The following is a 25,190-nucleotide window of genomic DNA, read 5'->3' on the forward strand; positions in this document are numbered from 1 at the left end:
CCTAGCCGAGCGGCAGGGCCTCTATGATCACAAATGCTTGCGCCCATGGATGATCGTCGGTGAGCGTAAGGTGAATGACGGGTCTATATCCAACCGGAACCAGCGATTCCAGCCGCGTCAGCGCCCCTCCCGTCAGGCGCAGCGTTGGCGCTCCCGAAGGAGCGTTCACAACGCCGATATCCTTCATGAACACGCCGGCCTTGAAACCGGTGCCGACCGCCTTGGAAAAAGCTTCCTTGGCCGCGAACCGCTTGGCAAAAGTGCCCGCCCGGCTATGCGGCCGGGACGCAGCCTTGGCGCGTTCCACGTCGGTGAAGACGCGCTGCTCGAAACGTTCGCCGAAACGGTCGAGCGACGCCTGTATCCGTTCAATGCTGCACAGGTCGGAGCCAAGGCCGATGATCATGTTGCCGCCCCGCCTGTGAGCGCGGCTAGGGGAGGGCAAGTTAAATCACGAGGACCCAACAGCGCCCCCACGCGGGAGGGAGGAACGCTTATCCCTGTCACCGCACCAGATCCATTTGCCGCCGCATTTCCCGGATGGCTTCCTTGAGGCCCGAAAAAATCGCTTCGCCAATCAGGAAATGCCCGATGTTGAGTTCCGCAAGCTGCGGAATGGCGGCGACCGGGCCCACATTATCGAACGTCAGTCCATGCCCCGCGTGCGGTTCAATTCCGTTCTTGGCGGCGAGCGCCGCCGCGTCGGATATGCGGCGCAATTCCGCGGCGCGTTCGCCACCCTCAAGATGCGCGTAGCGGCCGGTATGGAATTCGACCACCGGCGCCTGGAGGCGGATTGCCGCATCGATCTGTCTCGGATCGGGCTCTATGAACAGGCTGACCCTTATCCCCGCCGCTGTGAGAGCGGAAACGATGGGCATGAGCTGGCCGAACTGCCCGGCGGCGTCAAGCCCGCCCTCGGTTGTGCGCTCCTCCCGCTTTTCCGGCACGATGCAGGCGGCATGCGGCTTGTGCCGCAGCGCGATGTCCAGCATTTCCTGCGTAGCCGCCATTTCCAGATTGAGCGGAATCGAAAGGGCGGCCATCAACGCCGATATGTCATCATCCCGGATATGGCGCCGGTCTTCGCGCAAATGTGCCGTGATGCCATCGGCTCCGGCCGCCGCTGCAGCAAGCGCTGCCTTTACCGGATCGGGATGATCGCCGCCACGTGCGTTGCGGATGGTGGCGACATGATCGATATTGACGCCCAGGCGCAGATGGCGGACCGTGTTCATTCCTATGACATCTTCCGGCTGCCCGGCTTTACGGCCTCGATCGCCGCAAGCTCAGGCGGAATATCTTCTGGATCGTAGACCGGGAAGTTCAGCGACACCAGCGGGAAGAAGGGTACGCCCATGTCCACCTCGCCCGCTGAACGATCGACGAGAGCAGCCTCAGCGATCACCGTTCCGCCCGCCGCGCGCACAGCGTCCATGGCCTGGCGGGAGGAAAGGCCGGTCGTAACCACGTCCTCTACCATCAGCACCCTTTGGCCTTCCTTGAGTTCAAAGCCCCGGCGCAGCTCGAACACGCCCTCGGGCCGCTCGACGAACACCGCCTCGACGCCCAATGCGCGGCCCATCTCATGACCGATGATGAGGCCGCCCATTGCGGGGGATACCACTATATCTATGGCCGAACGGATCTCGCGCGGAAGCTTTTGTGCCAGCGCGCGGGCAAGCCTTCCTGCGCGTTCGGGATCCATCAGGACCCTGGCGCATTGCAGATAATTGGCGCTGCGCTTGCCCGAAGAGAGGATGAAATGGCCCTCCAGCAGCGCGTGCGCGGCCCGGAATTCCGCCAGAATCTCTTCATCAGTCATGTCTTTGTCATTCCCCTGTCAGAGCCGTGGCTGATAGTCGTGCCGCGACCCAAGTTCAACACAAACAAAATATGCCTTTTAGGTGCTTGAGGCAGGCGGAAACCATCCCTATAAGCCGCCGCAATCATGACAGGACTGTGACCGGGCCTCGCGCCCGAAAACAGCGGAATATGCGGGGTAAGATCGAGACGCTTATGAACATGGTGAAATCGCTATTTCTGGCCGGATTGCTGGCTTTTGCGCCCGCTTCGGTCAGTGCACAGGAGGCTGCGCCCGCGCCTCAGCCGGCCGTTGCAGCTCCGGCCGGAACAGGGACGGAATCGGCCCCTGCAGCGGACGCCAAGCCGGCCCGCCTGGCCATGAAGCCGACAGAGGGTATCGGCATGCCAAAGGCGGCCGAAGTCACTTTCCAGGAGCAGTTCACCGATACCGGTAAATATGCCCGCTGGATTCATGACGGCGTTCTGCTGCCGATCATCACCATCATCACGCTTTTCGTTCTGGGTCTGCTCATCTGGGTCATTGTGCGGTTTCGCCGCGCAGCCAACCCCGAGCCCTCCAAGACGTCGCACAACACGCTGATCGAGGTCATCTGGACGCTGGTACCGGTTCTGATCCTGGTGGGCATTGCCATTCCGTCCATCGATTTGCTTGCCCGGCAGTACACCCCGGCGCCGAAGGATGCCTTGACCGTGAAGGTCACCGGCTATCAATGGTATTGGGGCTACGAATATCCCGATAACGGCATTTCGGAGATAGTTTCCAACATGCTCCCGGCCGAAGAGGCCAAGAAGAGCGGAGAGCCGGAACTGCTCGGTGTGGACAATCGCCTGGTGCTTCCGGCGGGTCGCCCCATCAAGATTCTGATCACCGCCGCTGATGTTATCCATAGCTTCTCGGTTCCTGCGCTCTGGGTGAAGGAAGACGCCGTTCCCGGCCGGATCAACGAGAAGAGCTTCACCATTGAAAAGCCGGGCGTCTATTACGGCCAGTGCTCCGAGCTTTGCGGCGCCCGTCACGGTTTCATGCCCATCGCCATTGAAGCGCTGCCTCCGGCTGAGTTCGATGCCTGGGTCGCTTCCCAGGGCGGTCACGCCAAGGGCGCCGAAGCCGCTGCTGCCGCGGCTCCCGCCGCACCGGCTGAAGCAGCTGCCGCTCCCGCTGAAAATGCCGCTGAGCCGGCCGCAGCCACCAACTAAGGTTCGCAGGACATGACAGACACTGTAGCAACGCACGCCGATTTCCAGGCGCATACCCACGAACATCATGACGCGGATCACAAGCCGGGCTTTTTTGCCCGGTGGTTCATGTCGACCAACCACAAGGACATTGGCACGCTCTACCTGATCTTCGCCATTATGGCGGGGATCATCGGCGGCGCGATCTCCGGCATGATGCGCGCCGAGCTGGCAGAGCCCGGCATTCAGTATCTGCAGAGCTGGGCAATGATCTCCGACGGCGCTGATGCGTCGCTTGATCAGGCCTATCATCTCTGGAACGTGCTCATCACCGCACACGGCCTCATCATGGTGTTCTTCATGGTGATGCCCGCGATGATCGGTGGCTTTGGCAACTGGTTCGTGCCGATCATGATCGGTGCGCCGGACATGGCCTTCCCGCGGATGAACAATATCAGCTTCTGGCTGCTCATCCCGGCATTTGCCTTGCTTCTGGGTTCGACCTTCGTTCCGGGCGGTACGGGCAATGGCGCCGGCACCGGCTGGACCGTCTATGCTCCGCTTTCGACAAGCGGCAGCCAGGGGCCCGCGGTCGACCTTGCCATCTTGTCGCTCCACATTGCGGGCGCCAGCTCCATTCTGGGCGCGATCAACTTCATCACCACCATCCTCAACATGCGCGCGCCGGGCATGACCCTGCACAAGATGCCGCTGTTCGTCTGGTCGGTGCTGGTCACTGCCTTCCTGCTACTGCTCGCCCTGCCGGTTTTGGCTGCTGCGATCACCATGCTGCTGACCGATCGTAATTTCGGTACCACCTTCTATGATCCTGCAGGTGGCGGCGATCCGGTGCTCTACCAGCACCTCTTCTGGTTCTTCGGTCACCCCGAAGTGTACATCATGATCCTGCCGGGCTTCGGCATTATCAGCCAGATCATCTCGACTTTCAGCCGCAAGCCCGTCTTCGGCTATCTCGGCATGGCTTACGCCATGGTCGCGATCGGCGTCGTTGGCTTCGTCGTGTGGGCGCATCACATGTTCACCACCGGCATGTCCGTGAACGTGAAGATGTACTTCACGGCGGCCACCATGGTCATCGCGGTTCCCACGGGCGTCAAGATCTTCTCCTGGATCGCGACGATGTGGGGCGGTTCGATGAGCTTCAAGACCCCGATGGTCTGGGCGATCGGTTTCATCTTCATGTTCACCGTCGGCGGCGTCACCGGTGTGGTGCTGGCCAATGGCGGCGTAGACGATAACCTGCACGACACCTATTATGTGGTCGCGCACTTCCACTATGTGCTTTCGCTCGGTGCCGTCTTCGCCCTCTTCGCCGGCTTCTATTACTGGTTCCCGAAGATGAGTGGAAAGCACTACAGCGAGTTCCTCGGCCAACTTCATTTCTGGGTCTTCTTCATCGGCGTGAACATCCTGTTCTTCCCGATGCACTTCTTGGGGATGAGCGGAATGCCCCGGCGTATCCCCGACTACACCTCGGCATATGCTCACTGGAACCAGATCGCCTCGCTGGGCTATGTGGTCATGGTGGCTGGCGTGGGCATCTTCTTCATCAATCTTTTCTGGTCGCTGATGGCGGGCAAGAAGGCGGAAGGCAATCCGTGGGGTGAAGGCGCAACGACGCTGGAATGGACCTTGTCTAGCCCGCCGCCCTTCCACCAGTTCGAGACGCTTCCGAAGATCGACTAAGGAAAAGGAACCGGCCGCTCTGATAGGGCGGCCGGTTTACCGGGACGGCAACAGTGGCAAGCAGGCCAATGACAGGCGATATGACCGGAGTGACGGCGGACTGGCGCGATTTCCTCGCGCTTACCAAGCCGCGCGTCATGACTCTGGTCGTCTTTACGGGCCTCTGCGGCATGCTGGCCGCACCCGTGACTATCCACCCGGTGCTGGCATTTACGGCGATATTGTGCATCGCGCTTGGGGCTGGCGGCGCCGGTGCCCTCAATCAATGGTATGAGGCCGACCTCGACGCCAAGATGAAGCGGACTGCCAATCGACCGCTTCCCGCCGGGCGTATGGACCGCCAGTCGGCCCTCCACTTCGGTGTCGGCCTTTCATTCTTTTCGGTCATCCTCCTCGGGGTGGCGACCAATTGGCTGGCGGCAGCCATCCTGGCTGTTTCGATTCTCTTCTATGTGCTTGTCTATACCGTCTGGTTGAAACGCCGGACGCCGCAGAATATTGTCATTGGTGGTGCAGCGGGTGCATTTCCGCCGCTGATCGGCTGGGCAGCGGCAACCGGGGATGTGGCGCCACTGCCGCTGGCGTTGTTCGCCCTCATCTTTTTCTGGACGCCGCCGCATTTCTGGGCGCTCGCCCTTTTTGTGAAGACCGACTATGCCAATGCCGGGGTTCCCATGCTTCCGGTGGTCTCGGGCGAAGTTGCGACACGCCGCCAGATATTTGCTTATACGGCCATCATGGCCGTAGCGGCCATGGCTCCGGTGCTCCTGCAGCTTACGGGGCTCATCTATGGCGTTTCCGCGCTGGTCCTGACGGGCTTGTTTGCGGTGCTTGCCTGCCAGGTAGCCGTGCGCCGCGAAAGCGATCCCTCGCGCATGAAGCCGGAGCGGCGTCTCTTTGCTTATTCGATCCTTTATCTGTTTCTTATGTTCGGCTCGGTTGTGGCCGATCGCTGGATGGTGGCGGCATGAAGAAGGACGAGGAAGACGAGATCCGGGCGAAACAGCGGTCCCGGTCGCTTGTCACCGCGGCGTTGCTGGTCGCGCTGGTGCTGCTTTTCTACTTCATCACCATGGCAAAGATCGGCGGCAACTGATGGCGACGCTGGCCCAGAAAAAACGCAACAGCGCAATGATGGCCCTGCTGCTGGCATTGGCTATGCTGGCGCTCGGCTTTGCCGCTGTGCCGCTTTACCGGCTGTTCTGCCAGGTGACCGGGTTTAATGGCACAACGCAGCGCGCCCATGCCCAAGGCGCGCCGGCGGAAGTGGCATCCGGGCACACCATGTCCATTCGTTTCGATTCGAATGTTTCGCCTGCGCTGCCGTGGAAATTCTATCCCGAGCATCCGACCGACAGGGTGACCATTGGCGCGCGCGACATGGCGATCTTCATTGCGAAGAACCTTTCGGACAAGCCGGTGACGGGAACTGCGACCTTCAATGTGACGCCCAGCCAGGCGGGCGCATATTTCACCAAGATTCAGTGCTTCTGCTTTACCCAGCAGACGCTTCAGCCGGGTCAGGAGGTGCGGATGCCCGTGCTTTTCTATGTTGACCCGAAGATCCTGAAGGATCCCGATAACAAGGATACCCAGGAAATAACCTTGAGCTATACCTTCTACCCTGTGGACCAGGACGGAAGCGGAAGCTAAGAGCAACCCAAATCAAGGACAGGGAAATAGCGAAATGGCCGGAGCCAAGACCCACGACTACCATATTCTACCGCCCAGCATCTGGCCTTTCGCAGGCTCTATGTCGGCGCTTGCCATGGCGGCGGGCGGCGTGATGTGGATGCACGAATATGCTGGCGGCGGCTGGGTTTTCCTTGCCGGCCTGGCAGGCGTGCTCTTCACCATGTTCAGCTGGTGGGCGGACGTCGTGCGGGAAGCGCATTCGGGCGACCATACCCCGGTTGTGCAGCTTCACCTGCGCTACGGCATGATCCTGTTCATTGCTTCGGAAGTCATGTTCTTCGTAGGCTGGTTCTGGGCCTTCTTCGACTTCGCTCTCTTCCCCTCCATGGCCGATGTCATTGGCGGCCAGTTCCCGCCCAAGGACATGGAAGTAATGGACGCATTCCAGCTTCCGTTGCTCAACACCCTCATTCTGCTCTGCTCGGGTACGACGGTCACCTGGGCGCATCACGCACTGATCCATGGCGATCGCGAGGGCCTGAAGAAGGGCCTTTGGTGCACGATCCTGCTCGGCATTCTCTTCTCGTCGATCCAGGCCTATGAATATGCCCATGCCCCCTTTGAATTTGGCGGCAATACCTACAGCTCCGCCTTTTACATGGCGACGGGTTTCCATGGTTTCCACGTTCTGATCGGCACCATCTTCCTCATCGTGAACCTGATCCGGGCCTATCAGGGGCATTTCACGCCGCGCCAGCATTTCGGCTTTGAAGCTGCTGCCTGGTATTGGCACTTTGTTGACGTCGTGTGGCTGTTCCTCTTCCTCGTCGTTTATGTCTGGGGCGGCTGGGGCGCACCGGTCCACGGCGGATGAGCATGGCCGAGGGGCTGTTGCCGGTCGCCCGGCCGGCCTTTGAAGGGCGCTGCCCCCAATGCGGGGGGCAGACGCTCTTTGGCGAACATATGATCCACTTCGCTCCGCGCTGCACGGCATGCGGCCTGGATTTCGGGCAGTTCAATGTCGGCGATGGACCGGCAGCTTTCCTGATCCTGATCGTGGGCGCAGTAATTACGGGGCTGGCGCTGACGCTCGAAATAGCACTGCACCCTCCATTCTGGCTGCACATGCTGATCTGGATTCCGCTCACAACGGTTGCGGTAGTCGGATCGTTGCGAGTCGCGAAGGCGGCACTTCTTATTCTTGAATATCGGAATCAGGCCCGGGAAGGCCGGCTGCAGCCCCCACAGGCAGTTCAGCGGAGCGACGCTCAGGCCTGATGCGCCGGATTCCGGTCCTCCCGACAATCATCGTCGGACTTGCTATTGCGACGATGATCGGACTTGGCGTCTGGCAGCTCCAGCGCATGGCATGGAAAAATCACCTTCTGGAAAGCTATTCGGCCGCGCAGGGTCTCGCGGTCATTCCGTGGCCTCGCCACATCGACAGCAGCAATCCTCCGCTTTTCCGCCGGTCGACCGGCTATTGTGCAAAGGTTCTCGGGTGGCGCAGCGCAAGCGGCCGGAACTTGAAAGCGCAATCCGGTTGGGTCCATATCGCCGATTGCCGTACAGCGGACGGTACGGAGATGCAGACCGTAATGGGCTGGTCGGAACGGCCCGATTCTCCCAAATGGAAGGGCGGCGAGGTAAGCGGCATCATCGCGCCCGACAGCAGCCATGTCATCCGGCTGGTGGCGGAAAGGCCTGCGCCCGGCCTTCAGGCCGCACAGCCGCCGAGCCTTGAGGACATTCCGAACAATCACTTCGGCTACGCCGTCCAATGGTTCCTGTTCGCTGCCATTGCCGGGGTCATATACATGTTGGCGCTCGGGCGGCGGAAATAGGGGCCAGGGAAGTTGATGCTTGCTCCCCCCGCATTCGCCCGCTAACCCGCGCTCATGCAATATGTCAGCAGCAGAGGCAGCGCTCCGGCGCTCAATTTCGAAGGCGTAACGCTCACCGGCCTTGCGTCCGACGGCGGACTTTATCTTCCGGAAAGCTGGCCGCGTTTCTCGGCGGAAGAGATCGCCGCGCTCTCCGGCCTTTCCTATGTGGAGACGGCCGTCCGCGTCATGCTGCCCTTCGTCGCCGACTCGCTTAGCGAAGAGGAGCTGCGCGATCTTTGCACCCAAGCCTATGGCCGCTTCAGCCACCAGGGCGTGACGCCGCTGATCCAGCTCGACCATCGCCATTGGCTGCTGGAGCTGTTCCATGGCCCGACCCTTGCCTTCAAGGACGTGGCGTTGCAGCTTCTGGGATTGCTGTTCGAAAAATTCCTGAGCAAGACGGACCGTCATATCACCATTGTCGGCGCAACGTCCGGGGATACGGGCTCCGCTGCTATTGATGCGGTTGCTGGACGCGAAAAGATCGACATCTTCATGCTCCATCCCGATGGCCGCGTCTCGGAAGTGCAGCGGCGGCAGATGACGACGGTTCGGGCGCCCAATGTCTATAATATCGCCATTGACGGCAGTTTCGACGATGCGCAGGCATTGGTGAAGAGCATGTTCAACGATGCGGCTTTTTCCGCAAGGTTCAACCTTTCTGCCGTGAACAGCATCAATTGGGCGCGGCTGATGGCGCAGGTGGTCTATTATTTCTACGCTGCCGTCCGCCTGGGGGCGCCAAACCGCCAGGTGGCCTTCTCAGTACCCACGGGCAATTTCGGCGACGTCTTCGCGGGCTATGTCGCAGCCAGGATGGGGCTTCCCATTGCGCGGCTGATCGTGGCCACCAATGTCAACGACATACTGCACCGGGCCCTGTCCGCTGGCGATTACAGCCAGGGCCAGGTTACGCCGACTGCAACGCCCAGCATGGACATTCAGGTCAGCAGCAATTTCGAACGGCTGCTCTTTGACCTTGGCGGCCGGGACGGAAAGGCGATGGCGGCCCAGATGAAGGGCTTTGAAGCGACCCGGACGATGCGGCTCACCAATGCGCAGCTTCAAGGAGCAGCGGCGCTGTTTTCAAGCGCCCGCGTGGATGGCGACGACATGTCGATCGCAATGCGCTGGGCGAATGAAGCGGCTGGCCAGGTCATCGATCCCCATAGCGCGGTGGGCCTGGCTGCGGCCCGCAAGAGCGACATCGATCCGTCGGTGCCGATGGTGACGCTGGCAACCGCCCATCCCGCCAAGTTCCCCGATGCAGTCGAGCGTTCCACCGGCGTTCGTCCGCCATTGCCTGCCCGCCTCAGCAACCTCTTCAAGCGGGAGGAGCATTATGCGAAATTGCCGGCAACCTTTGAGGCGGTGAGCGAATATGTCGCGGAGCGGGCTACGCCGAGAGCATAGCAATCCGGCCGATGGGCCGGAGTGGGATTGATGATGAATCTCCATTCTCTCATCAGCGAGTCCTGGCCGGACTATGGGCTTCTCGACTGCGGCGGCGGCCGCAAGCTTGAGCGCTATGGCAAGTACCGGTTCATCCGGCCGGAGCCCCAGGCGATGTGGGCGCCGGCTTCTTCAGATTGGCAGGCGGACGGAGAGTTCATTCCCGGCTCGGATGAAGAGGGCGGAGGGCGCTGGTACTTCAACCGTCCCGTTCCTGCCGAAGGCTGGCCGCTCGCATGGGAAAATGTCCGCTTCACCGCGAGCTGCACCCCATTTCGCCATTTGGGCTTTTTCCCGGACATGGACGCAGTCTGGCGCTGGATGCGGGCGCAGGTGAAGGATTTGGAACAGCCGCAGATCATGAACCTCTTCGGCTATACCGGGGTCGGCACCCTCGCAATGGCGGCAGAGGGCGCTCAGATGGTTCATGTCGACGCGTCCAAGAAGTCGGTGCAGGCCGCCCGCGCCAATGCAGAGCTTTCAGGGCTCGCGGACCGGCCCATCCGCTGGATCGTCGACGACGCCGCCAAGTTCGTGGCACGCGAGGTGCGGCGGGGGCGGCACTATGATGGCATATTGCTGGATCCCCCCAAATATGGGCGTGGACCGGACGGCGAGATATGGAAGCTGGAGGAAGGGCTGGCGGGACTGATTTCCGATTGCCGCCGACTGCTGAATGAAAACAGCCGTTTCCTTTTCCTCACAGTCTATGCAGTGCGCATGTCGGCCTTGGCGATCGGTGAACTGCTGCGGCAGGAGTTTACGAGCCTTGGCGGCGAGATTGAGTGCGGCGAACTCGCGGTGAGGGAAGAGGCGAGGGGACTATTATTGCCAACGGCGATCTGGGCGAGGTGGTCGCGATAGCAGGGCAATGAACTCGTCCCATAGGGACGCTCCTTACTTGACTGCGCTTGCGACCACCCCCCCCTGAACAGACCGCTCGTCCCCTCAGTGGGAGGCTGACGCTCAGGCGGCTTTTGCTTCGCTTTCCTCCGGCGCCAGGCGGATCATGTAGTCGAAAGCCGAGAGGGCGGCCTTGGACCCTTCACCCATCGCGACGATGATCTGCTTGTAAGGGACCGTGGTGACGTCCCCGGCGGCGAACACGCCTTCGATCGAAGTATGGCCGCGCTGATCGATTTCGATTTCGCCACGAGGTGACAGTGCAATCGTGTCCTTCAGCCATTCCGTGTTGGGCACAAGCCCGATCTGGACGAAGATGCCCTCCAGTTCGACCAACTGGGATTGGTCGCTGTTCCGGTCCTTGTAGGTAAGGCCAGTGACCTTTTCCCCGTCCCCATGCACTTCCGTCGTCAATGCTGACGTCAGGACGCGAACGTTGGGGAGGCTGAACAGCTTGCGCTGAAGCACCGCATCGGCGCGCAGTTGCCCGTCAAATTCAATCAGCGTCACATGCGTCACGATACCGGCAAGGTCGATCGCCGCCTCGACACCGCTATTGCCGCCGCCGATGACCGCCACGCGCTTGCCCTTGAACAGGGGGCCGTCGCAGTGCGGGCAATAGGCAACGCCCTTGTTGCGATATTCGTCCTCGCCGGGCACGTTCATCTGCCGCCAGCGGGCGCCGGTGGAAAGAATGACGCTTCGAGCCTTGAGCGACGCCCCATTTTCGAGCCGCACTTCATGCAGACCACCGGGCGTCAGGGCCGGGATCAGCTTTTCGGCCCGTTGGAGGTTCATGATGTCGACGTCATAATCCTTCACATGGCTTTCAAGATGAGCCGCGAGCTTCGGTCCTTCGGTATGGGGAACGGAGATGAAATTCTCTATGGCCATGGTATCGAGCACCTGGCCCCCGAAACGCTCAGCCGCGATACCGGTGCGAATGCCCTTGCGAGCGGCATAGATGGCCGCCGCAGCGCCAGCGGGACCGCCACCGACGACGAGCACGTCGAAAGGCTCCTTCGCCTTGATCTTTTCGGCGGCACGCGCTGAGGCGGCGGTGTCGATCTTGGCCAGTATCTGTTCCAGCTCCATCCGGCCCTGACCGAAAGGCTCGCCGTTCAGGAAGATGGAGGGGACCGCCATGACCTTGCGTTCGTTCACCTCGCCCTGGAACAGCGCGCCATCGATGGCGACGTGGCGGATTCGTGGATTGAGAACGCTCATCAGATTGAGCGCCTGCACCACATCCGGGCAGTTCTGGCAGGTTAGGGAGAAATAGGTCTCGAAGAGGAAGTCGCCCTCCAACTCCCTGACCTGCTGGATGAGCTCGTCGGAAATCTTGGGCGGATGGCCGCCGACTTGCAGCAGCGCGAGAACCAGCGATGTGAACTCATGCCCGAGCGGAATGCCTGCGAAACGCACACCGATGTCCGTGCCGGCGCGGCGGATGAGGAAGCTGGGCGCCCGCTCATTCTTGTCGCCGCTGACCACAGTCACCTTGTCCGAAAGCGCTGCGATTTCGTTCAGCAGTTCCCTCAGCTCCGCCGACTTGGCGCTATCATCAAGTGACGGCACCAATTCAACAGGCAGGGTGATGCGGCTCATATAAGCCTGCAACTGCTGCGTAAGGTTGGCGTCCAGCATTGTTCAACTCCAGAAAATTCGGTGCGGGTGGACTCCGGGGTACGCTGCCGCCATGGCGCGCTCGTTCGTCATCCCCGCTTTTGCGGGAACGACGAAAGAGTGAGCCCTCTGACTTAGACGCCCGGAGTCCTTGCGACCCAGCAGGGATCAGATTTTGCCGACGAGGTCCAGCGAAGGAGCCAGCGTCTTTTCGCCCTCTTCCCACTTGGCCGGGCAAACTTCGCCGGGGTGGTTGCGGACATATTGTGCGGCCTTCACTTTACGGACCAGCTCGGCGGCGTTGCGGCCAATGCCTTCGGCGGTGATTTCCATGAACTGGATCACGCCATCGGGATCTACCAGGAAGGTGCCGCGGTCGGCCAGGCCAACGCCCGAACGCATCACTTCGAAATTGTTCGTGATGGTGCCGCTGGGGTCGCCAACCATATAATAGTTGATCTTGCCGATTGCGGGAGAGCTATCGTGCCATGCCTTGTGGCTGAAATGCGTGTCTGTGGATACGGCGAACACCTCGACACCCAGCTTCTGCAGCTCGGCATAATTGTCCGCGAGATCTTCCAGCTCGGTCGGGCAGACGAAGGTGAAGTCGGCGGGATAGAAGAAGAAGATTGCCCACTTGTCCTTCAGGGTGCCGTTGCTGACCGCAACGAATTTGCCTTCCTTGAAAGCCTGCGCCTCGAAGGGTTTGATCGGGGTATTGAGAACAGACATGTTTACTCCTTTGTTGCTTGGAGGCTCATGTAAGGACCTTCGCTGCAATGAGGAAACCGGAAATTTCGAAGAGATTGATCGAGATGTGCGATCAGCCGCTTTTGAAGGAGTGAGCTCATGCTCCAATTATAGATGCGATCTATGATTTGGTCCCAACGCTTTCAATTTTTCTTTCCTTGCGGCTTGCGATACGGGAGGAGCCATGAGCGGGCCCATTCTTGATACGAAGCTGTCGCCGGACAGCGAAACCTTTCGCGCTAATGTGACGCATAACCGCGCCTTGCGGGATGAGCTGTATGCCGAGGTCGCGGCAGCAGCCCAGGGCGGACCGAAAAATGCACGGGACAAGCATGTCGCGCGCGGCAAGCTGCTTCCGCGTGAGCGGGTCGAGCACCTGCTCGACCCCGGCTCTCCCTTTCTGGAAATCGGGCAGCTCGCGGCCCATGGCCTTTACGGCGACCATGTGCCCGGCGCTGGTCTGATCGCGGGCATTGGCCGGGTTTCGGGCCGTCAGGTAATGGTCGTTTGCAATGACGCCACGGTCAAGGGCGGCACATATTATCCGATGACGGTCAAGAAGCATCTCCGCGCGCAGGAAATCGCGCTGGAGAACCGGCTGCCCTGCGTGTACCTGGTCGACAGCGGCGGAGCCAATCTGCCCAATCAGGCGGAGGTGTTCCCCGACAGGGAGCATTTCGGCCGCATTTTCTACAATCAGGCCAATCTTTCCGCGCGCGGCATCCCGCAGGTCGCTTGCGTCATGGGAAGCTGCACGGCGGGCGGGGCCTATGTACCCGCCATGTCCGACGAAACCGTGATCGTGCGCAACCAGGGAACGATCTTCCTTGCCGGTCCGCCGCTGGTGCAGGCGGCGACGGGTGAGATCATCAGCGCCGAGGATCTGGGCGGCGGCGACCTGCATGGCCGCAAGTCCGGCGTTGTCGATCATGTCGCCGAAAATGATGCGCATGCACTGACCATCGTGCGCGACATCGTTTCGACGCTGCAGCCCGACCTTCGGCCCGAGGTCAATCTAAGCGAGCCGCGTCCGCCCAAATTCGACGCCGAAGAGCTATACGGCATCATCCCCAATGACGTTCGCGCGCCCTATGATGTGCACGAGGTCATCGCGCGCATCGTCGACGGCAGCGAGTTTCATGAGTTCAAGGCACTTTATGGTGGCACGCTCGTCTGCGGCTTCGCGCATATCTGGGGAATGCCGGTCGCGATCCTGGCCAATAACGGTGTGCTGTTCAGCGAGAGCGCGGTCAAGGGCGCGCATTTCATCGAGCTCGCCTGCCAGCGCCGCATCCCGCTTCTGTTCCTCCAGAATATCTCCGGTTTCATGGTCGGCGGCAAATATGAGGCGGAGGGGATCGCGAAGAATGGTGCCAAGCTCGTCACGGCCGTCGCCACCGCCCAGGTGCCCAAGGTTACCGTGCTGATCGGCGGCAGTTTCGGTGCGGGCAATTACGGCATGTGCGGCCGCGCTTATGGTCCGCGCTTCCTCTTTACCTGGCCCAATGCGCGGATCAGCGTGATGGGCGGCGAGCAGGCGGCGAGCGTGCTGGCGACGGTTCACCGGGACGCCGCCAAATGGACAGCCGAGGAGGCTGAGGCATTCAAAACCCCCATCCGCCAGAAATATGAGCATGAGGGCAATCCCTATTATGCCTCGGCACGGATGTGGGATGATGGGATCATCGACCCGGCGCAGACCCGCGACGTGCTCGGTCTCGCCTTTGCCGCCACGTTGAACGCGCCGATTCCAGACCGGCCGCAGTTCGGCGTCTTCCGGATGTGATGGAGCAAGCGTGGTGATCAACAATCTTCTCATTGCCAATCGCGGCGAAATCGCTTGCCGCATCATCCGCACTGCCCGCCGGCTGGGCATCCGCACCATCGCCGTCCACAGCGAGGCCGACGCACATATGCCCTTCGTCAGGGACGCCGATCAGGCGGTGTGCATCGGTCCTGCTCCAGCGCGGGAATCCTATCTCGTTCAGGAACGGATTCTCGAGGCCGCCAAGGCTAGCGGAGCGGACGCCATCCATCCCGGCTATGGCTTCCTTTCGGAAAATGCGGAATTTGCGGAGACGGTGCAGGCAGCGGGCCTCATCTGGGTGGGCGCGCCGCCGGCCTCCATCCGGGCCATGGGGCTCAAAGACGCGGCCAAGGCATTGATGATCGAGGCGGGTGTGCCCGTCACCCCCGGTTATATGGGCAATGATCAGAGGCCGGAGCATCTGAAGGCAGAGGCCGACAGGATCGGTTATCCGGTGCTGATTAAGGCGGTGGCTGGCGGCGGCGGCAAGGGCATGCGCCGCGTCGACGAGGCCCCTGATTTCCTTGACGCTCTTGCCTCCTGCCAACGCGAGGCAGCCTCTTCCTTCGGCGATGACAGGGTGCTGATCGAGAAATATATTCTTGGGCCTCGCCATATAGAGGTGCAGATATTCGGCGACACCCACGGCAATGCCGTGCATCTGTTCGAGCGCGACTGCTCGCTTCAGCGCCGCCATCAGAAGGTCATCGAAGAGGCGCCCGCCCCGGGCATGGACGCGGAGACGCGCGCTGCAGTATGCGAAGCGGCGGTAAAGGCCGCGCGGGCAGTCGATTACGTGGGCGCAGGAACGATCGAGTTCATCGCGGACGCATCCGAAGGGCTGCGCGCCGACCGCATCTGGTTCATGGAAATGAACACGCGGCTCCAGGTGGAACATCCTGTCACAGAAGCGATCACCGGACAGGATCTGGTCGAATGGCAGCTTCGCGTCGCGTCGGGAGAAGCGCTGCCAAAGCGCCAGGACGAGCTTGCCATCAATGGCTGGGCCATGGAGGCGCGCCTTTATGCAGAAAATCCGGCTACCGGTTTCCTGCCCTCGACCGGCCCGTTGACGCACCTGCGATTCCCTGATGGCATCCGCGTTGACAGCGGCGTTGAGCAAGGCTGCGAGATCACGCCGCATTATGATCCGATGATCGCAAAGCTGATCGTCCATGCGCCCTCGCGCGGGATGGCTGCGGCGAAGCTGGCCGAGGCCGCCGCGAATGTTCAAGTCTGGCCAGTAAAGACCAATGCTGCTTTCCTCGCCCGCGCCGCCGCCGATCCAGACTTCGTTGCGGGCACGATCGACACCGGGCTGATCGAACGCCATGCCGGACGCCTCATTCCTTCGGGAGAACCATCCGGCGGCGCGATCGCCGCAGCGGCGCACGCGGTTGTCAATGCTCATCAGAGGGGGCTGTGGGGTGCTCTCAGCGGCTTTCGCGCCAACGCACCGGCCGACCGGCGCGTGCGCGTGGCGATCGGGGGGGCGGAACATGCCGCAATGCTCGATGGCCGTGGGACCGGTATCGTGGTCGACGTGGCGGGCGAAACCGTCCTGTTCGACAGCGGCCAGGGCTGGTCCATCCATGCTCCCCGCACTGGCGATGCAGGGGGTTCCGGCGGCGCATCCGACGGCGCGTTGCTGGCGCCGATGCCCGGCCGGATCATCACCGTTGACGTGGCAGAGGGCGATCATGTCACGAAGGGGCAGAAGCTCCTCGTCATGGAAGCGATGAAGATGGAGCAGGCGATGATCGCACCCTTCGACGGCATTGTCGCCGAATTGAAGGTAAGCGTTGGCGGTCAGGTTTCAGAAGGCGCCACGCTGGCGCGGGTCGTCAAAGAGGAATCGCCGGCGGACTGATAGGGGGCCGGGTGGATATGTCCACGCCGGCCGGTTTCAGCATCAAATCAAAATTTATACGTTCCCGTCACTCCGATGGTCCGCGGGACGAAGGTTGTGCTGAAGAAAATCAGAGCGCCGCTGGCGCGGTTGTTTCGCGTCAGCCTGGGATGGGCGTTGAGCAGATTATTGGCAAACAGCGAAAGATCGAATCCGGACATCTGCACGCCTGTGCGCAGGTTGACCAGATGCGTGGCCTGCCCGTCAAAGGCGTCAGGGCTGTACGACAGAGTAGCCCGGTCCTGTTGCGGTAGGAGCCGGTCATTGCGGGATCGGTAGGTGTAGGTCAAATGCGCATAGCCACGCCAGTCGGTGGCGAACTCATGTTCGAAGTCAGCGTTGAGTGTCACCATCCACGGCGCCGTGGGAAGTGCATTCCCATCATTTACGATGATTCCGCGAGTGCCACTCGGCCCGCTCGGGGCGCCGAGCACCGTTTCTGTATAATAAGCGCTATTATAGGCAACCGATCCGCCGAGCTGTAATCCGTCCACTATTTTGGCCTGGAACTGGACGTCGACGCCCTTGCTCACCGCGGAACCGAGATTACCGACAAAGTTGAACCCGCAATTCGGAAGCGGTACCGATTGCTGGATCTTCGACCATTTGATGTAGTAGGCGCTGGTATAGAGTTGAAGGCGCCCACCCAGCAGATTGCTGTTCTTGGCGCCGACCTCGTAACTCCAGACGCTGTCCGAATTATAAGGGGCGACTTCTTGTGTCAGACCGAAGGTGTCCAGCGTTCTGCGGCAAGCATCGTTGACGACGGGAATCGGTTTGTTGACGCCACCCACCCGGAAGCCCTTGGCGGCGGTGGCATAGACCATGTTGCTGTTGTCGAATTCGTAGGTGACACCGAATTTGGGCGTGAACGGCTTTTCCTTCTGCTTCCCGGCGGTGGAAAGGCTTGCGACGCGCGCCCAGGGACCGGCTTGAGAGGTCGAATAGTCGAGCGAGGTGCTTGAATAGCGGGCGCCGGCGGTCAGCTTCAAACGATCAGTGACGGAATAGGTTAGCTCACCGAACAGGGCTTCCTGATCGTCCCTGGCTGTGTCTGTCGCCACATAAGAGGTGGTGGCGTCGATCATCGGTACGCCAAAGATTTGTTCGACTGTTGCACCGGGGAAGTAACTGGAAACCAGTTCAGGTAGTAAGGGATCGATAAAGGTCTGCCGGGTTGTCTGCCTGGCACGCTGTATGAAAACGCCGATGATGCCTGTCAGACCGGCTTCCGGCCGGGACAGTTGCAACCGCACTTCCTGGGTAAAGTTGTCCTGCTTGGCCTGGTATAGCGAGCCGACCGTGTAATCAGGCACGCGCGGAATGAAGAGGTTGTCCCGGAAAATATTGAAACCGAGCAAGAAGGCCGGGAATGTCAGGGTATAGTCCTGGAGCGGCCGCGCCCTGCGGATGAATTTCGATGTGACGGAGGTCAGCGTGAACGCACCTAGATCGGCCTCGATGTTCAAGCTTGGCAGAATGAACCTGTCGGTAAAACGGCTGAGAATCGGTTCGGCATTGCGAAATATTCCGCGGCCGGGATCGGAAATGCGATCCATATATTGAGAAGAACCATGGGCAGTGGAGCGCTGATAATAGACGCTGGGCGTGATCGTCAGCCAATCCGCCGGTTTCATGCCGAGTGCGAAGCGCGCGGCGAGGGCATTGCGCGAGTTGGCATCCTTTTCGAGCACACTGCCATCGAACTGCGACACCTTATCGACAAAGCCGCCCTCGTGGCGGCGCCAGATGCTGGCCCGGAAGCCGAGCTGGTCTTCGACAAGCGGACCGCCGACGGCTGCGCCCAGCTCCCAATTGGGGCTGCCATTCTCGGTGAAGGAGAGTTCGGCGCGGGCATAGCCGCTATAGTCCTCAAGGCCGGGCTGCGGGCTGATGAAGCGGACCGTGCCGCCCTGCGAACCGGCGCCGAAGAGCGTCCCCTGGGGTCCCCGAAGGATTTCGACACGCGCGAGATCGAACACCTCGGGATAGGCGGTAGCCGAGGCAAAGCCCAGCGAGCGGACCTGGATCGGCGTGTCATCAATATAGACGCCGGTGGTGGATGCACCGACGGTCGAGGAAATGCCGCGGATGGCGATCTGATTGTTCCCGGCAAAACCCGTTCGCGTGAACACGACGCCCGGCGTCAGCCGCGCAACATCATCAACGCTGCGCACCCCCTCCTCATCCAGCTTCGCCTGGTCAAAGGCGGTGACGCTGACCGGAACCCGGCTCAAGCGCTCACTCGAACGGGTCGCCGTCACCACAATGTCTGTGATCCCGTCTGCGGCATTTGGGCTTGCGGCTGTCGCGTCCTGTGCGTGTGCTTCGCTCATCAGAGCCAGCGTGGCGAGGCCAATTCCTACCCCAAAAGTCACTTCTTTCATATCCTCTCCTGTAACCGATTACATTATAATATGCGCTTTGGATTGGGCGGACAAATCACAATATTCCTGCTTGCATCTTCGATACGGCCGCGTTGCAGGCTCTCGCGGTAAGCGCCATGTAGGTGAGCGAGGGGTTCTGACAGGCCGTGGAAGCCATCGCCGCGCCGTCCGTTACGAACAAATTCTGGACGTCATGCGCTTGATTGCCGGCATTGAGCACTGAACGGGCGGGATCATGGCCCATCGCGGCGCCCCCCATCTCGTGGATCGCCGTACCGCCTGGACCAGGATCGGCCGACCGCACGATCACCTTGCCGCCGATGAGGCTGGCCATGCGAACCGCCTCTTCCTCTGCATGGCGCAGAAGTGCCCGATCATTGGGGGCATAGCTATGTTCGATACGCGTCTGCGGCAGGCCGTAGGCATCGGTAGCCACCGGATCGAGCGTCACGCGATTGTCCGCCATCGGCAGGCCCTCCGCAAAGGCCGCCAGGAGCATGTGCCAACTGCCCGAAGCGCGGAAGCGGGCCTTGAATTCGGCGCCAATGCCGGGCGTGCGATAGGCGCGTGTCCATTGCGCCCGATAGGCGAAGCCCTGAAAGGAATAACCGCGCAAAAGCGCCGGTTCCGGCTCCGTGACGTTGATGTAGCGCGGAATGAAGATGCCGTTCGGGCGATTGCCGAAATAATTATGGTCTTCGAAACCAGGCACCTCAACGATGGTCGACATCGCAAGGCCGTGATCCATGAAATAGCGCCCAAGCCGGCCGCTGCTATTCGCAAGCCCATTGGGCATGCTTTCGCTCCTTGAGCGGAGAAGGATGCTCAAGCTGTTGATCGAACCGGCGCACAAGAAAATGATCCGGGCGGTGACCGTGCGTTTCTGCCTTGTCGCCGTGTCGATAATCTGTGCGCCGGTTACTTTCCTGGCTACCGGATCATAATTGAGGCTTGCCACCAGACTGTCAGGAAGGATCGTGAGGCGGCCAGTGGCTTGTGCTGCTGGCAGCGTCGAGCTCTGCGTGCTGAAATACGCGCCGAAGGAACAGCCGCGGCCGCAAATACCCCTGTATTGGCATTTGGAACGGCCGGGCAAGTCCTCGGTCAGGTTCGCGGTCCTGCCAATGATGACGCGCCGTCCGGCATATCGAGCGGCGACGGCGCGGGCCAGTTGCTGCTCAACGGCATTCATCTGCATCGGGGGCTGAAACCGGCCGTCGGGCAGTTGCGGAAGATTCTCGATCGAGCCCGAGACGCCGATGAACCGCTCGACATGATCATACCAGGGGGCAAGGTCGGCATAGCGGATCGGCCAGTCCTCTCCATGCCCGTCAGCCTTGTTGGCGCCGAAGTCCAGATCGCTCCAACGGTAACATTGGCGGCCCCAGATCAGCGACCTGCCGCCCACCTGGTAACCACGGATCCAGTTGAACGGGGTAGAGGACTGGTAGGGGTTCTCCCGGTCGTTCACAAAATGGCTTCTGGTGAATTCGTCGAATGCCACCGACCGGCTCTGGACCGGATAGTCCTGCTTGACCAATTCCGGATTTCCGAGCCCCCGGAACGGCATCTCCCATGGGGCCAGCGTCTCTGTAGTATATCCGCTGCCATGTTCGATCATCGGGCCGCGCTCGATCATGAGCACTTTGAGCCCTCGCTCCGTCAGCTCCTTGGCCGCCCAGCCCCCGGTAATGCCGGAGCCCACGACGATGGCATCGAAATCCATGCTCATGATGCTGAAAGCCCATTTCCGAACCAGTCATTTGCCATGGCCCGCCCGCCGGCAGGGGCCACCTTGTCGGCGTCGAAACGTCCGGGCACAGGTTCATAAACCAGTTCCTGGGAGGCGCCGGCTTCCGATGTGTAATAGCCAAGGACGATCAGCCGCTTGATGTGAAGCCAGCATATTTCCGGACGATCGGGGGGCAAAGCGGGGGACATGGCGTCGGCATCGATAGCGGCCAGGACATCGTGCCGGAGGGGCGGCGGGGCAGACAAAAAGGCTTGCCCGGCACGTTCATCCAGGACCGCCGCAAGCCGGACGATGCTGTCAGAGGGCGATCCCAGCATTCCGTGCTTCACGGCAAGGGCTACAAACTGGGCGATTTCCATTGATCCTGCGCCCGGCGTATCCGTCTCCGGCAAGGTAAGGTTGCCAAGTTCCCGCAGCAGCGGCGCGAACCCGGCGTCTTTCGCGGAAGTTTGAACCGCAGCCCATACAGGATCAGCGATGGCCAGTGCGGCCGCCAGGCTCAGTCCGTGCTGAAGAAGCTCTCTCCTCCCTAATCCATGCGGGAGTTCCGCCATCTCGTGTCGCATCAAGCCTCCACTCCCCAAGTGAATCGATCAGTGCGCCGTCAGTCTTATTTCAGGCACTATACTGCATAGAAAACGATTACATTCAATAGAAAGTTGAACCTTGAGTCATTTGCGGCCGTGGGTGCTCTGGCCCGACGCGCTGGCGGGGAGGGTTATGCGGACATGATTGACGTGCACTGAGGTCATCCTCAATGCACTTTCCAGATTGAAACAAGGGCCGTGCGCAATGCTTGACCGCGCCCGCTCGCCGCATTAACGATGTAACCGTTTTCATAAGGTCTGCGAAAGGGTGTGAAGCACCTTGGGGGCCGATATATTCGAGGAGAGATGCGGTGCTCACCCGACGACTTCTTCTTCAGGGGTTGATTGCCACCGGCGGCCTGGTTTCGGCTGTTGGTTCCGGCGCAGCCATCCTGCCGGACAGGCAAGCGCCGCCGATGGGTATCCAGCTCTATACCGTGCTCTCCTTGCTCGAGGAGAATTTTTCCCAAACGCTCGCCCGGCTCGCGGCCATTGGTTATCGGGAGGTCGAGACAATGGGGTCTTTCGGCCGTGATCCCCGGGAAGTGCGGGATCTGCTGGACAAAAATGATCTGCGCTCGGCGTCGCAGCATGTGGCTCCGCTGGATTTCTACGGTCATTTCCGTGACCTGGTGCTCGGCCGGACCAAATATGAAGATTTTCTGCGGGTCGCCGTCGCGCAAACGGCCACGGACCAAGTGGAACGCGTGATCGAGAAAAGCATCCCCTCCGCCAAGGCTCTTGGACAGCAATATATTGTCTGGCCTATGGTCTGGCCGCACCAGACCGCATCGCGAACCGAGATGGATTTGCTTTGCCGCGCCTTCAACAAAGCCGGGGCAATGTGCAAGCGGGAGGGATTGACCTTCGCTTTCCACAATCATGACGATGAGTTTCGCCCCCGGCAGGGCTTTGTTCCCTATGACGTCATCGTCGAAAATACCGATCCTGACACGGTCAAGTTGGAACTGGACCTCTTCTGGATCACCAAGGCCGGTGGCGATCCCAAGCAATATCTCGCCGAATATAAGGACCGGTTTCGGCTCGCCCACCTCAAGGATCGTTCCAAGGATGGCGGCAGCACCAGCCTGGGCAGCGGCGTCCTGGATATCAAGTCGTTCATCCAGGACGGACGCTCGGCCGGTATCGATCATTTCTATTTCGAAGGGGACAACTTGCCCAATTCAATGGCTGCGGCGCTTGCATCCTATGGCTATCTGAACGATATCATGTTCCGGCGGTGATGTGAGGCGATCTGGCGAAGCGGGGGCAGGTCGCGGACGAAGAGCAGGGTTCGCCCTTTGCCGTCATGCTCTCATATTAAACCAAACCCGGCAGCGTCGCCCGGACCTCCGTCCCACTATCTCTCCGTTGAAGGTCGAGAAGGAAAATTGACGAACATCAGGGACATCGCACGACTGGCAGGGGTCTCCGTGGCCACCGTTTCGCGTGCGCTTGCCAAGCCGGGAGTGGTGCGCCCTGCCACGATCGAGAAAGTGAAGCAGGCAATCGCCGCGCTTGATTACAGCCCGAATCTGGTCGCAAGCAGCCTCAGGCGGCAGCGGAGCGATACCATCATTGTCGTGGTTCCAAACATCCACAATCCATTTTATTCCGGCGTCGTTCAGGGCATCGAAAACATCGCCCATGACAATGGCTACAAGATTCTGCTCGGCGAGACCCAGAACAATCAGGAGCGTCTGGACCGCTACACGGCAATGCTGACCAGCAAAGGCGCGGATGGCCTCATTCTTCTTGGGTCGCGCCTGCCCACCATCGTTCAGGAAAGCCTTGCGGAAGATCGCGAGCCGCCGATCCCGCTCGTGCTCGCCTGCGAACGCTTCGACGGCCTGTCGAGCCCGAGCGTGGAAATCGACAATATAGCGGCATCGCGGCTTGCGACCGAGCACCTGATCGATTTGGGCCACAAGCGCATTGCAACGATCAGCGGCCCCAAGGACAATCCGCTGAGCGGGGACCGCCTTCAGGGTTATCGCGATGCGCTGAAGACCGCGCATATCCGCTTTGAGCGAAATCTCGTCGTCGAGGGCGATTTCTCCATACGGTCCGGCTACATCGCGATGACCCGGTTGCTGGCGAGGGACGTACGGCCGACGGCCATCTTCTGCGCCAATGATGAAATGGCCATCGGTGCGCAAAAGGCAGCGCGGGAGGCCGGGCTGAAAATGCCGGGCGATCTGGCGATCATTGGTTTCGACGACATAAGATTTGCCGAATATGCCGAACCGCCGCTGACGACCATCGCGCAGCCGACAGTGGAGATCGGCGAAGCTGCAATGCGGCTGATGATCAGCGTTCTCGACGGGACCGCCGCGCAAGGCGAGCGGATCGTTCTGCCGCACGAGCTGGTGAAGCGCGCTTCCGCGGGCCCGCTTACCGCTTCCGTCCCGCTGAGCACCGACAACGGTTAGGGCACGTTTCAGGAACCACAAGAGCTTGACAGGACCGTTTAATTCACTCACAAAAATGGAAACGATTACAAGAATCGAGCGTAGCTACAATCCACCATATCCTGTTGCCAAGCACCGTGCGTGGCGTCCCATATTGTGATGTAATCGTTACCATAGGGGCAGGTTGAAAAGTGTCAGGAGAGATTCCAAGCATGAGCACGGGATATCCGACCGGCGCCAATCGCGTGCGTATGGCGATGATCGGGGGTGGGCCGGGCTCCTTCATCGGACCCGTGCACCGCAAGGCTGCCGCTCTCGATGGCCTTGTAAGTCTTTGCGCGGGCGCCTTCAGCCCGGACCCAGAGCGCAATCGCGAGACGAGCCTTCAACTGGGGCTCCCGCCCGATCGGATCCATGAGGATTATGAGGCCCTGCTTGCGCGAGAAGCGGATCGTCCGGCCCCGGAGCGGCCGGAGTTCGTAGCAATCGTCACCCCCAATCATCTTCACGCTCCCATTGCGGCGGCCGCGCTGGCCCGCGGTTTCGCGGTGCTCTGCGAAAAGCCGCTGGCCCGCAATCTTGCCGAAGCGCGTGACCTTCAGCGTGCGGTCGAGAGTTCGGGCGCGGCGTTCGCGGTCACTTACACTTATCTCGGATATCCGCTGGTCCACGAAGCGCGCTCGATCATCGCCTCGGGCGGAATCGGTGCCATACGCCGCGTTGTGGTGAACTACACGCAGGGCTGGCTCGCGCAGCCGGTCGAGCGTCACGGCAACCGTCAGGCGGCCTGGCGCACCTCGCCGGAGACTGCGGGAGTTGGCGGTGCACTGGGCGACATCGGCGTCCATGCGCAAAGTCTCGCAGAGTTTGTCACGGGGTCCGATATTGCGGAAGTGAGCGCCGATATCCGCGCGACATTTCCCGAGCGCCGCCTGGACGATGACGGCGCCATGCTGCTGCGCTTTGCCGATGGCGCGCGGGGCACGCTCATCGCCAGCCAGATCTGCGCCGGGGATGAGAACCGCCTTGACCTGCGGGTTTATGGGGAGAGAGGGGCACTCCATTGGACGCAGGAATCGCCCAACCATCTTTGGCATCGCGCGATCGACGGGCCTGCTCGGCTGATTACCGCCAATCCTGATTTGCTGAGCGACGGCGGCGCACGCGCGATGACGCGGCTGCCGGGCGGCCATCCAGAGGGCTATATCGAGGCATTCGCCAATCTCTATCGCGCCTTTGTCCTGTCGCTTCGGGGCGAAGAAGCACCCTTCATGCCCGGCGTCCGCGAAGGAGTGCGCAGCATGGCGTTCATCGAAGCCGCCATCGCCAGCAGCCGCGCGAACGGCGCGTGGCAGCCTGTCACCGGCTGAATCC

Annotated in this window: 23 protein-coding genes; 15 read left to right on the forward strand and 8 right to left on the reverse strand. The window is 60.9% G+C overall.

Translation table 11 applies throughout. The features are described from left to right. Nucleotide 1: 1 nt before the first annotated feature. The 3 genes from acpS to pyrE all read right to left on the reverse strand — a co-directional run bounded on the left by acpS (nt 2) and on the right by pyrE (nt 1,825). Nucleotides 2-406, reverse strand: coding sequence for a holo-ACP synthase (gene acpS / locus VJS46_RS02090; protein ID WP_324057688.1), 405 nt, complete (start codon nt 404-406; stop codon nt 2-4). A gap of 97 nt (nt 407-503) precedes the next feature. Beyond that, nucleotides 504-1,238, reverse strand: coding sequence for a pyridoxine 5'-phosphate synthase (locus VJS46_RS02095; RefSeq protein WP_324057689.1), 735 nt, complete (start codon nt 1,236-1,238; stop codon nt 504-506). A gap of 2 nt (nt 1,239-1,240) precedes the next feature. Then, nucleotides 1,241-1,825: an orotate phosphoribosyltransferase gene (gene pyrE, locus VJS46_RS02100; RefSeq protein ID WP_324057690.1), complete on the reverse strand. Its 585-nt coding sequence runs from the start codon at nt 1,823-1,825 to the stop codon at nt 1,241-1,243. Between the two features lie 194 nt (nt 1,826-2,019). Here pyrE and coxB point away from each other — a divergent pair, with 194 nt between their 5' ends. The 10 genes from coxB to VJS46_RS02150 all read left to right on the forward strand — a co-directional run bounded on the left by coxB (nt 2,020) and on the right by VJS46_RS02150 (nt 10,547). After that, nucleotides 2,020-3,024, forward strand: a complete 1,005-nt coding sequence (gene coxB / locus VJS46_RS02105; protein ID WP_324057757.1) for a cytochrome c oxidase subunit II — start codon at nt 2,020-2,022, stop codon at nt 3,022-3,024. 12 nt (nt 3,025-3,036) lie between these two features. After that, nucleotides 3,037-4,710 (forward strand): cytochrome c oxidase subunit I, encoded by a 1,674-nt coding sequence (gene ctaD, locus VJS46_RS02110; RefSeq protein ID WP_324057691.1) that lies wholly within the window; start codon nt 3,037-3,039, stop codon nt 4,708-4,710. Nucleotides 4,711-4,778: 68 nt separating this feature from the next. Then, a complete protein-coding gene (locus VJS46_RS02115) occupies nt 4,779-5,681 on the forward strand; it encodes a heme o synthase (protein ID WP_324057692.1) in 903 nt (300 codons plus the stop codon). After that, a complete protein-coding gene (locus tag VJS46_RS02120; RefSeq protein ID WP_324057693.1) occupies nt 5,678-5,806 on the forward strand; it encodes a hypothetical protein in 129 nt (42 codons plus the stop codon). Before VJS46_RS02115 ends, VJS46_RS02120 begins: the two co-directional genes overlap by 4 nt. Next, nucleotides 5,806-6,363, forward strand: a complete 558-nt coding sequence (locus tag VJS46_RS02125; RefSeq protein WP_324057694.1) for a cytochrome c oxidase assembly protein — start codon at nt 5,806-5,808, stop codon at nt 6,361-6,363. The genes VJS46_RS02120 and VJS46_RS02125 overlap by 1 nt, the downstream gene beginning before the upstream one ends. 34 nt (nt 6,364-6,397) lie before the next feature. After that, nucleotides 6,398-7,219: a cytochrome c oxidase subunit 3 gene (locus VJS46_RS02130; RefSeq protein ID WP_324057695.1), complete on the forward strand. Its 822-nt coding sequence runs from the start codon at nt 6,398-6,400 to the stop codon at nt 7,217-7,219. 2 nt (nt 7,220-7,221) lie between these two features. Continuing rightward, complete coding sequence (locus tag VJS46_RS02135) at nt 7,222-7,623, forward strand: DUF983 domain-containing protein (protein ID WP_324057696.1); 402 nt, start codon at nt 7,222-7,224, stop codon at nt 7,621-7,623. Then, nucleotides 7,623-8,189 carry an SURF1 family protein gene (locus VJS46_RS02140; protein ID WP_324057697.1) on the forward strand — a complete coding sequence of 189 codons (567 nt, stop codon included), beginning with the start codon at nt 7,623-7,625 and terminating at the stop codon, nt 8,187-8,189. The genes VJS46_RS02135 and VJS46_RS02140 overlap by 1 nt, the downstream gene beginning before the upstream one ends. A 54-nt stretch (nt 8,190-8,243) precedes the next feature. After that, complete coding sequence (thrC, locus tag VJS46_RS02145) at nt 8,244-9,644, forward strand: threonine synthase (protein ID WP_324057698.1); 1,401 nt, start codon at nt 8,244-8,246, stop codon at nt 9,642-9,644. Nucleotides 9,645-9,677: 33 nt separating this feature from the next. After that, nucleotides 9,678-10,547 (forward strand): class I SAM-dependent methyltransferase, encoded by an 870-nt coding sequence (locus VJS46_RS02150; RefSeq protein WP_324057758.1) that lies wholly within the window; start codon nt 9,678-9,680, stop codon nt 10,545-10,547. 102 nt (nt 10,548-10,649) lie between these two features. Here the strand turns inward: VJS46_RS02150 and ahpF are convergent, their stop codons facing one another. Beyond that, the gene (gene ahpF / locus VJS46_RS02155; RefSeq protein ID WP_324057699.1) at nt 10,650-12,233 is read right to left on the reverse strand and encodes an alkyl hydroperoxide reductase subunit F; all 1,584 of its coding nucleotides are present in this window, start codon (nt 12,231-12,233) and stop codon (nt 10,650-10,652) included. Nucleotides 12,234-12,380: 147 nt separating this feature from the next. Next, the gene (ahpC, locus tag VJS46_RS02160; RefSeq protein ID WP_324057700.1) at nt 12,381-12,944 is read right to left on the reverse strand and encodes an alkyl hydroperoxide reductase subunit C; all 564 of its coding nucleotides are present in this window, start codon (nt 12,942-12,944) and stop codon (nt 12,381-12,383) included. 202 nt (nt 12,945-13,146) lie between these two features. On the opposite strand from ahpC, the gene VJS46_RS02165 reads away from it, so the two are divergent. Next, nucleotides 13,147-14,748, forward strand: coding sequence for a carboxyl transferase domain-containing protein (locus VJS46_RS02165; protein WP_324057701.1), 1,602 nt, complete (start codon nt 13,147-13,149; stop codon nt 14,746-14,748). A gap of 13 nt (nt 14,749-14,761) precedes the next feature. Beyond that, nucleotides 14,762-16,639, forward strand: coding sequence for an acetyl/propionyl/methylcrotonyl-CoA carboxylase subunit alpha (locus tag VJS46_RS02170; RefSeq protein WP_324057702.1), 1,878 nt, complete (start codon nt 14,762-14,764; stop codon nt 16,637-16,639). A gap of 47 nt (nt 16,640-16,686) precedes the next feature. On the opposite strand, the gene VJS46_RS02175 is transcribed toward VJS46_RS02170, so the two are convergent. The 3 genes from VJS46_RS02175 to VJS46_RS02185 are packed head-to-tail and all read right to left on the reverse strand — an operon-like array spanning nt 16,687 to nt 21,384. Then, nucleotides 16,687-19,065, reverse strand: coding sequence for a TonB-dependent receptor (locus VJS46_RS02175; protein ID WP_324057703.1), 2,379 nt, complete (start codon nt 19,063-19,065; stop codon nt 16,687-16,689). Nucleotides 19,066-19,120: 55 nt separating this feature from the next. Then, the gene (locus VJS46_RS02180) at nt 19,121-20,797 is read right to left on the reverse strand and encodes a GMC family oxidoreductase (RefSeq protein ID WP_324057704.1); all 1,677 of its coding nucleotides are present in this window, start codon (nt 20,795-20,797) and stop codon (nt 19,121-19,123) included. After that, complete coding sequence (locus tag VJS46_RS02185; RefSeq protein ID WP_324057759.1) at nt 20,794-21,384, reverse strand: gluconate 2-dehydrogenase subunit 3 family protein; 591 nt, start codon at nt 21,382-21,384, stop codon at nt 20,794-20,796. The genes VJS46_RS02180 and VJS46_RS02185 overlap by 4 nt, the downstream gene beginning before the upstream one ends. Before the next feature lie 332 nt (nt 21,385-21,716). On the opposite strand from VJS46_RS02185, the gene VJS46_RS02190 reads away from it, so the two are divergent. The 3 genes from VJS46_RS02190 (at nt 21,717) to VJS46_RS02200 (ending at nt 25,186) form a co-directional block, all read left to right on the forward strand. After that, entirely contained in the window at nt 21,717-22,649 is a 933-nt protein-coding gene (locus VJS46_RS02190) for a sugar phosphate isomerase/epimerase (protein ID WP_324057705.1), read from the forward strand. Nucleotides 22,650-22,796: 147 nt separating this feature from the next. After that, nucleotides 22,797-23,837: a LacI family DNA-binding transcriptional regulator gene (locus VJS46_RS02195; protein WP_324057706.1), complete on the forward strand. Its 1,041-nt coding sequence runs from the start codon at nt 22,797-22,799 to the stop codon at nt 23,835-23,837. Between the two features lie 191 nt (nt 23,838-24,028). Next, on the forward strand, nt 24,029-25,186 hold the full coding sequence (locus VJS46_RS02200) for a Gfo/Idh/MocA family oxidoreductase (protein WP_324057707.1): 1,158 nt from the start codon (nt 24,029-24,031) through the stop codon (nt 25,184-25,186). Nucleotides 25,187-25,190: the final 4 nt, after the last annotated feature.

The organism is Rhizorhapis sp., from assembly GCF_035276005.1.
Taxonomy (GTDB): domain Bacteria; phylum Pseudomonadota; class Alphaproteobacteria; order Sphingomonadales; family Sphingomonadaceae; genus Rhizorhapis.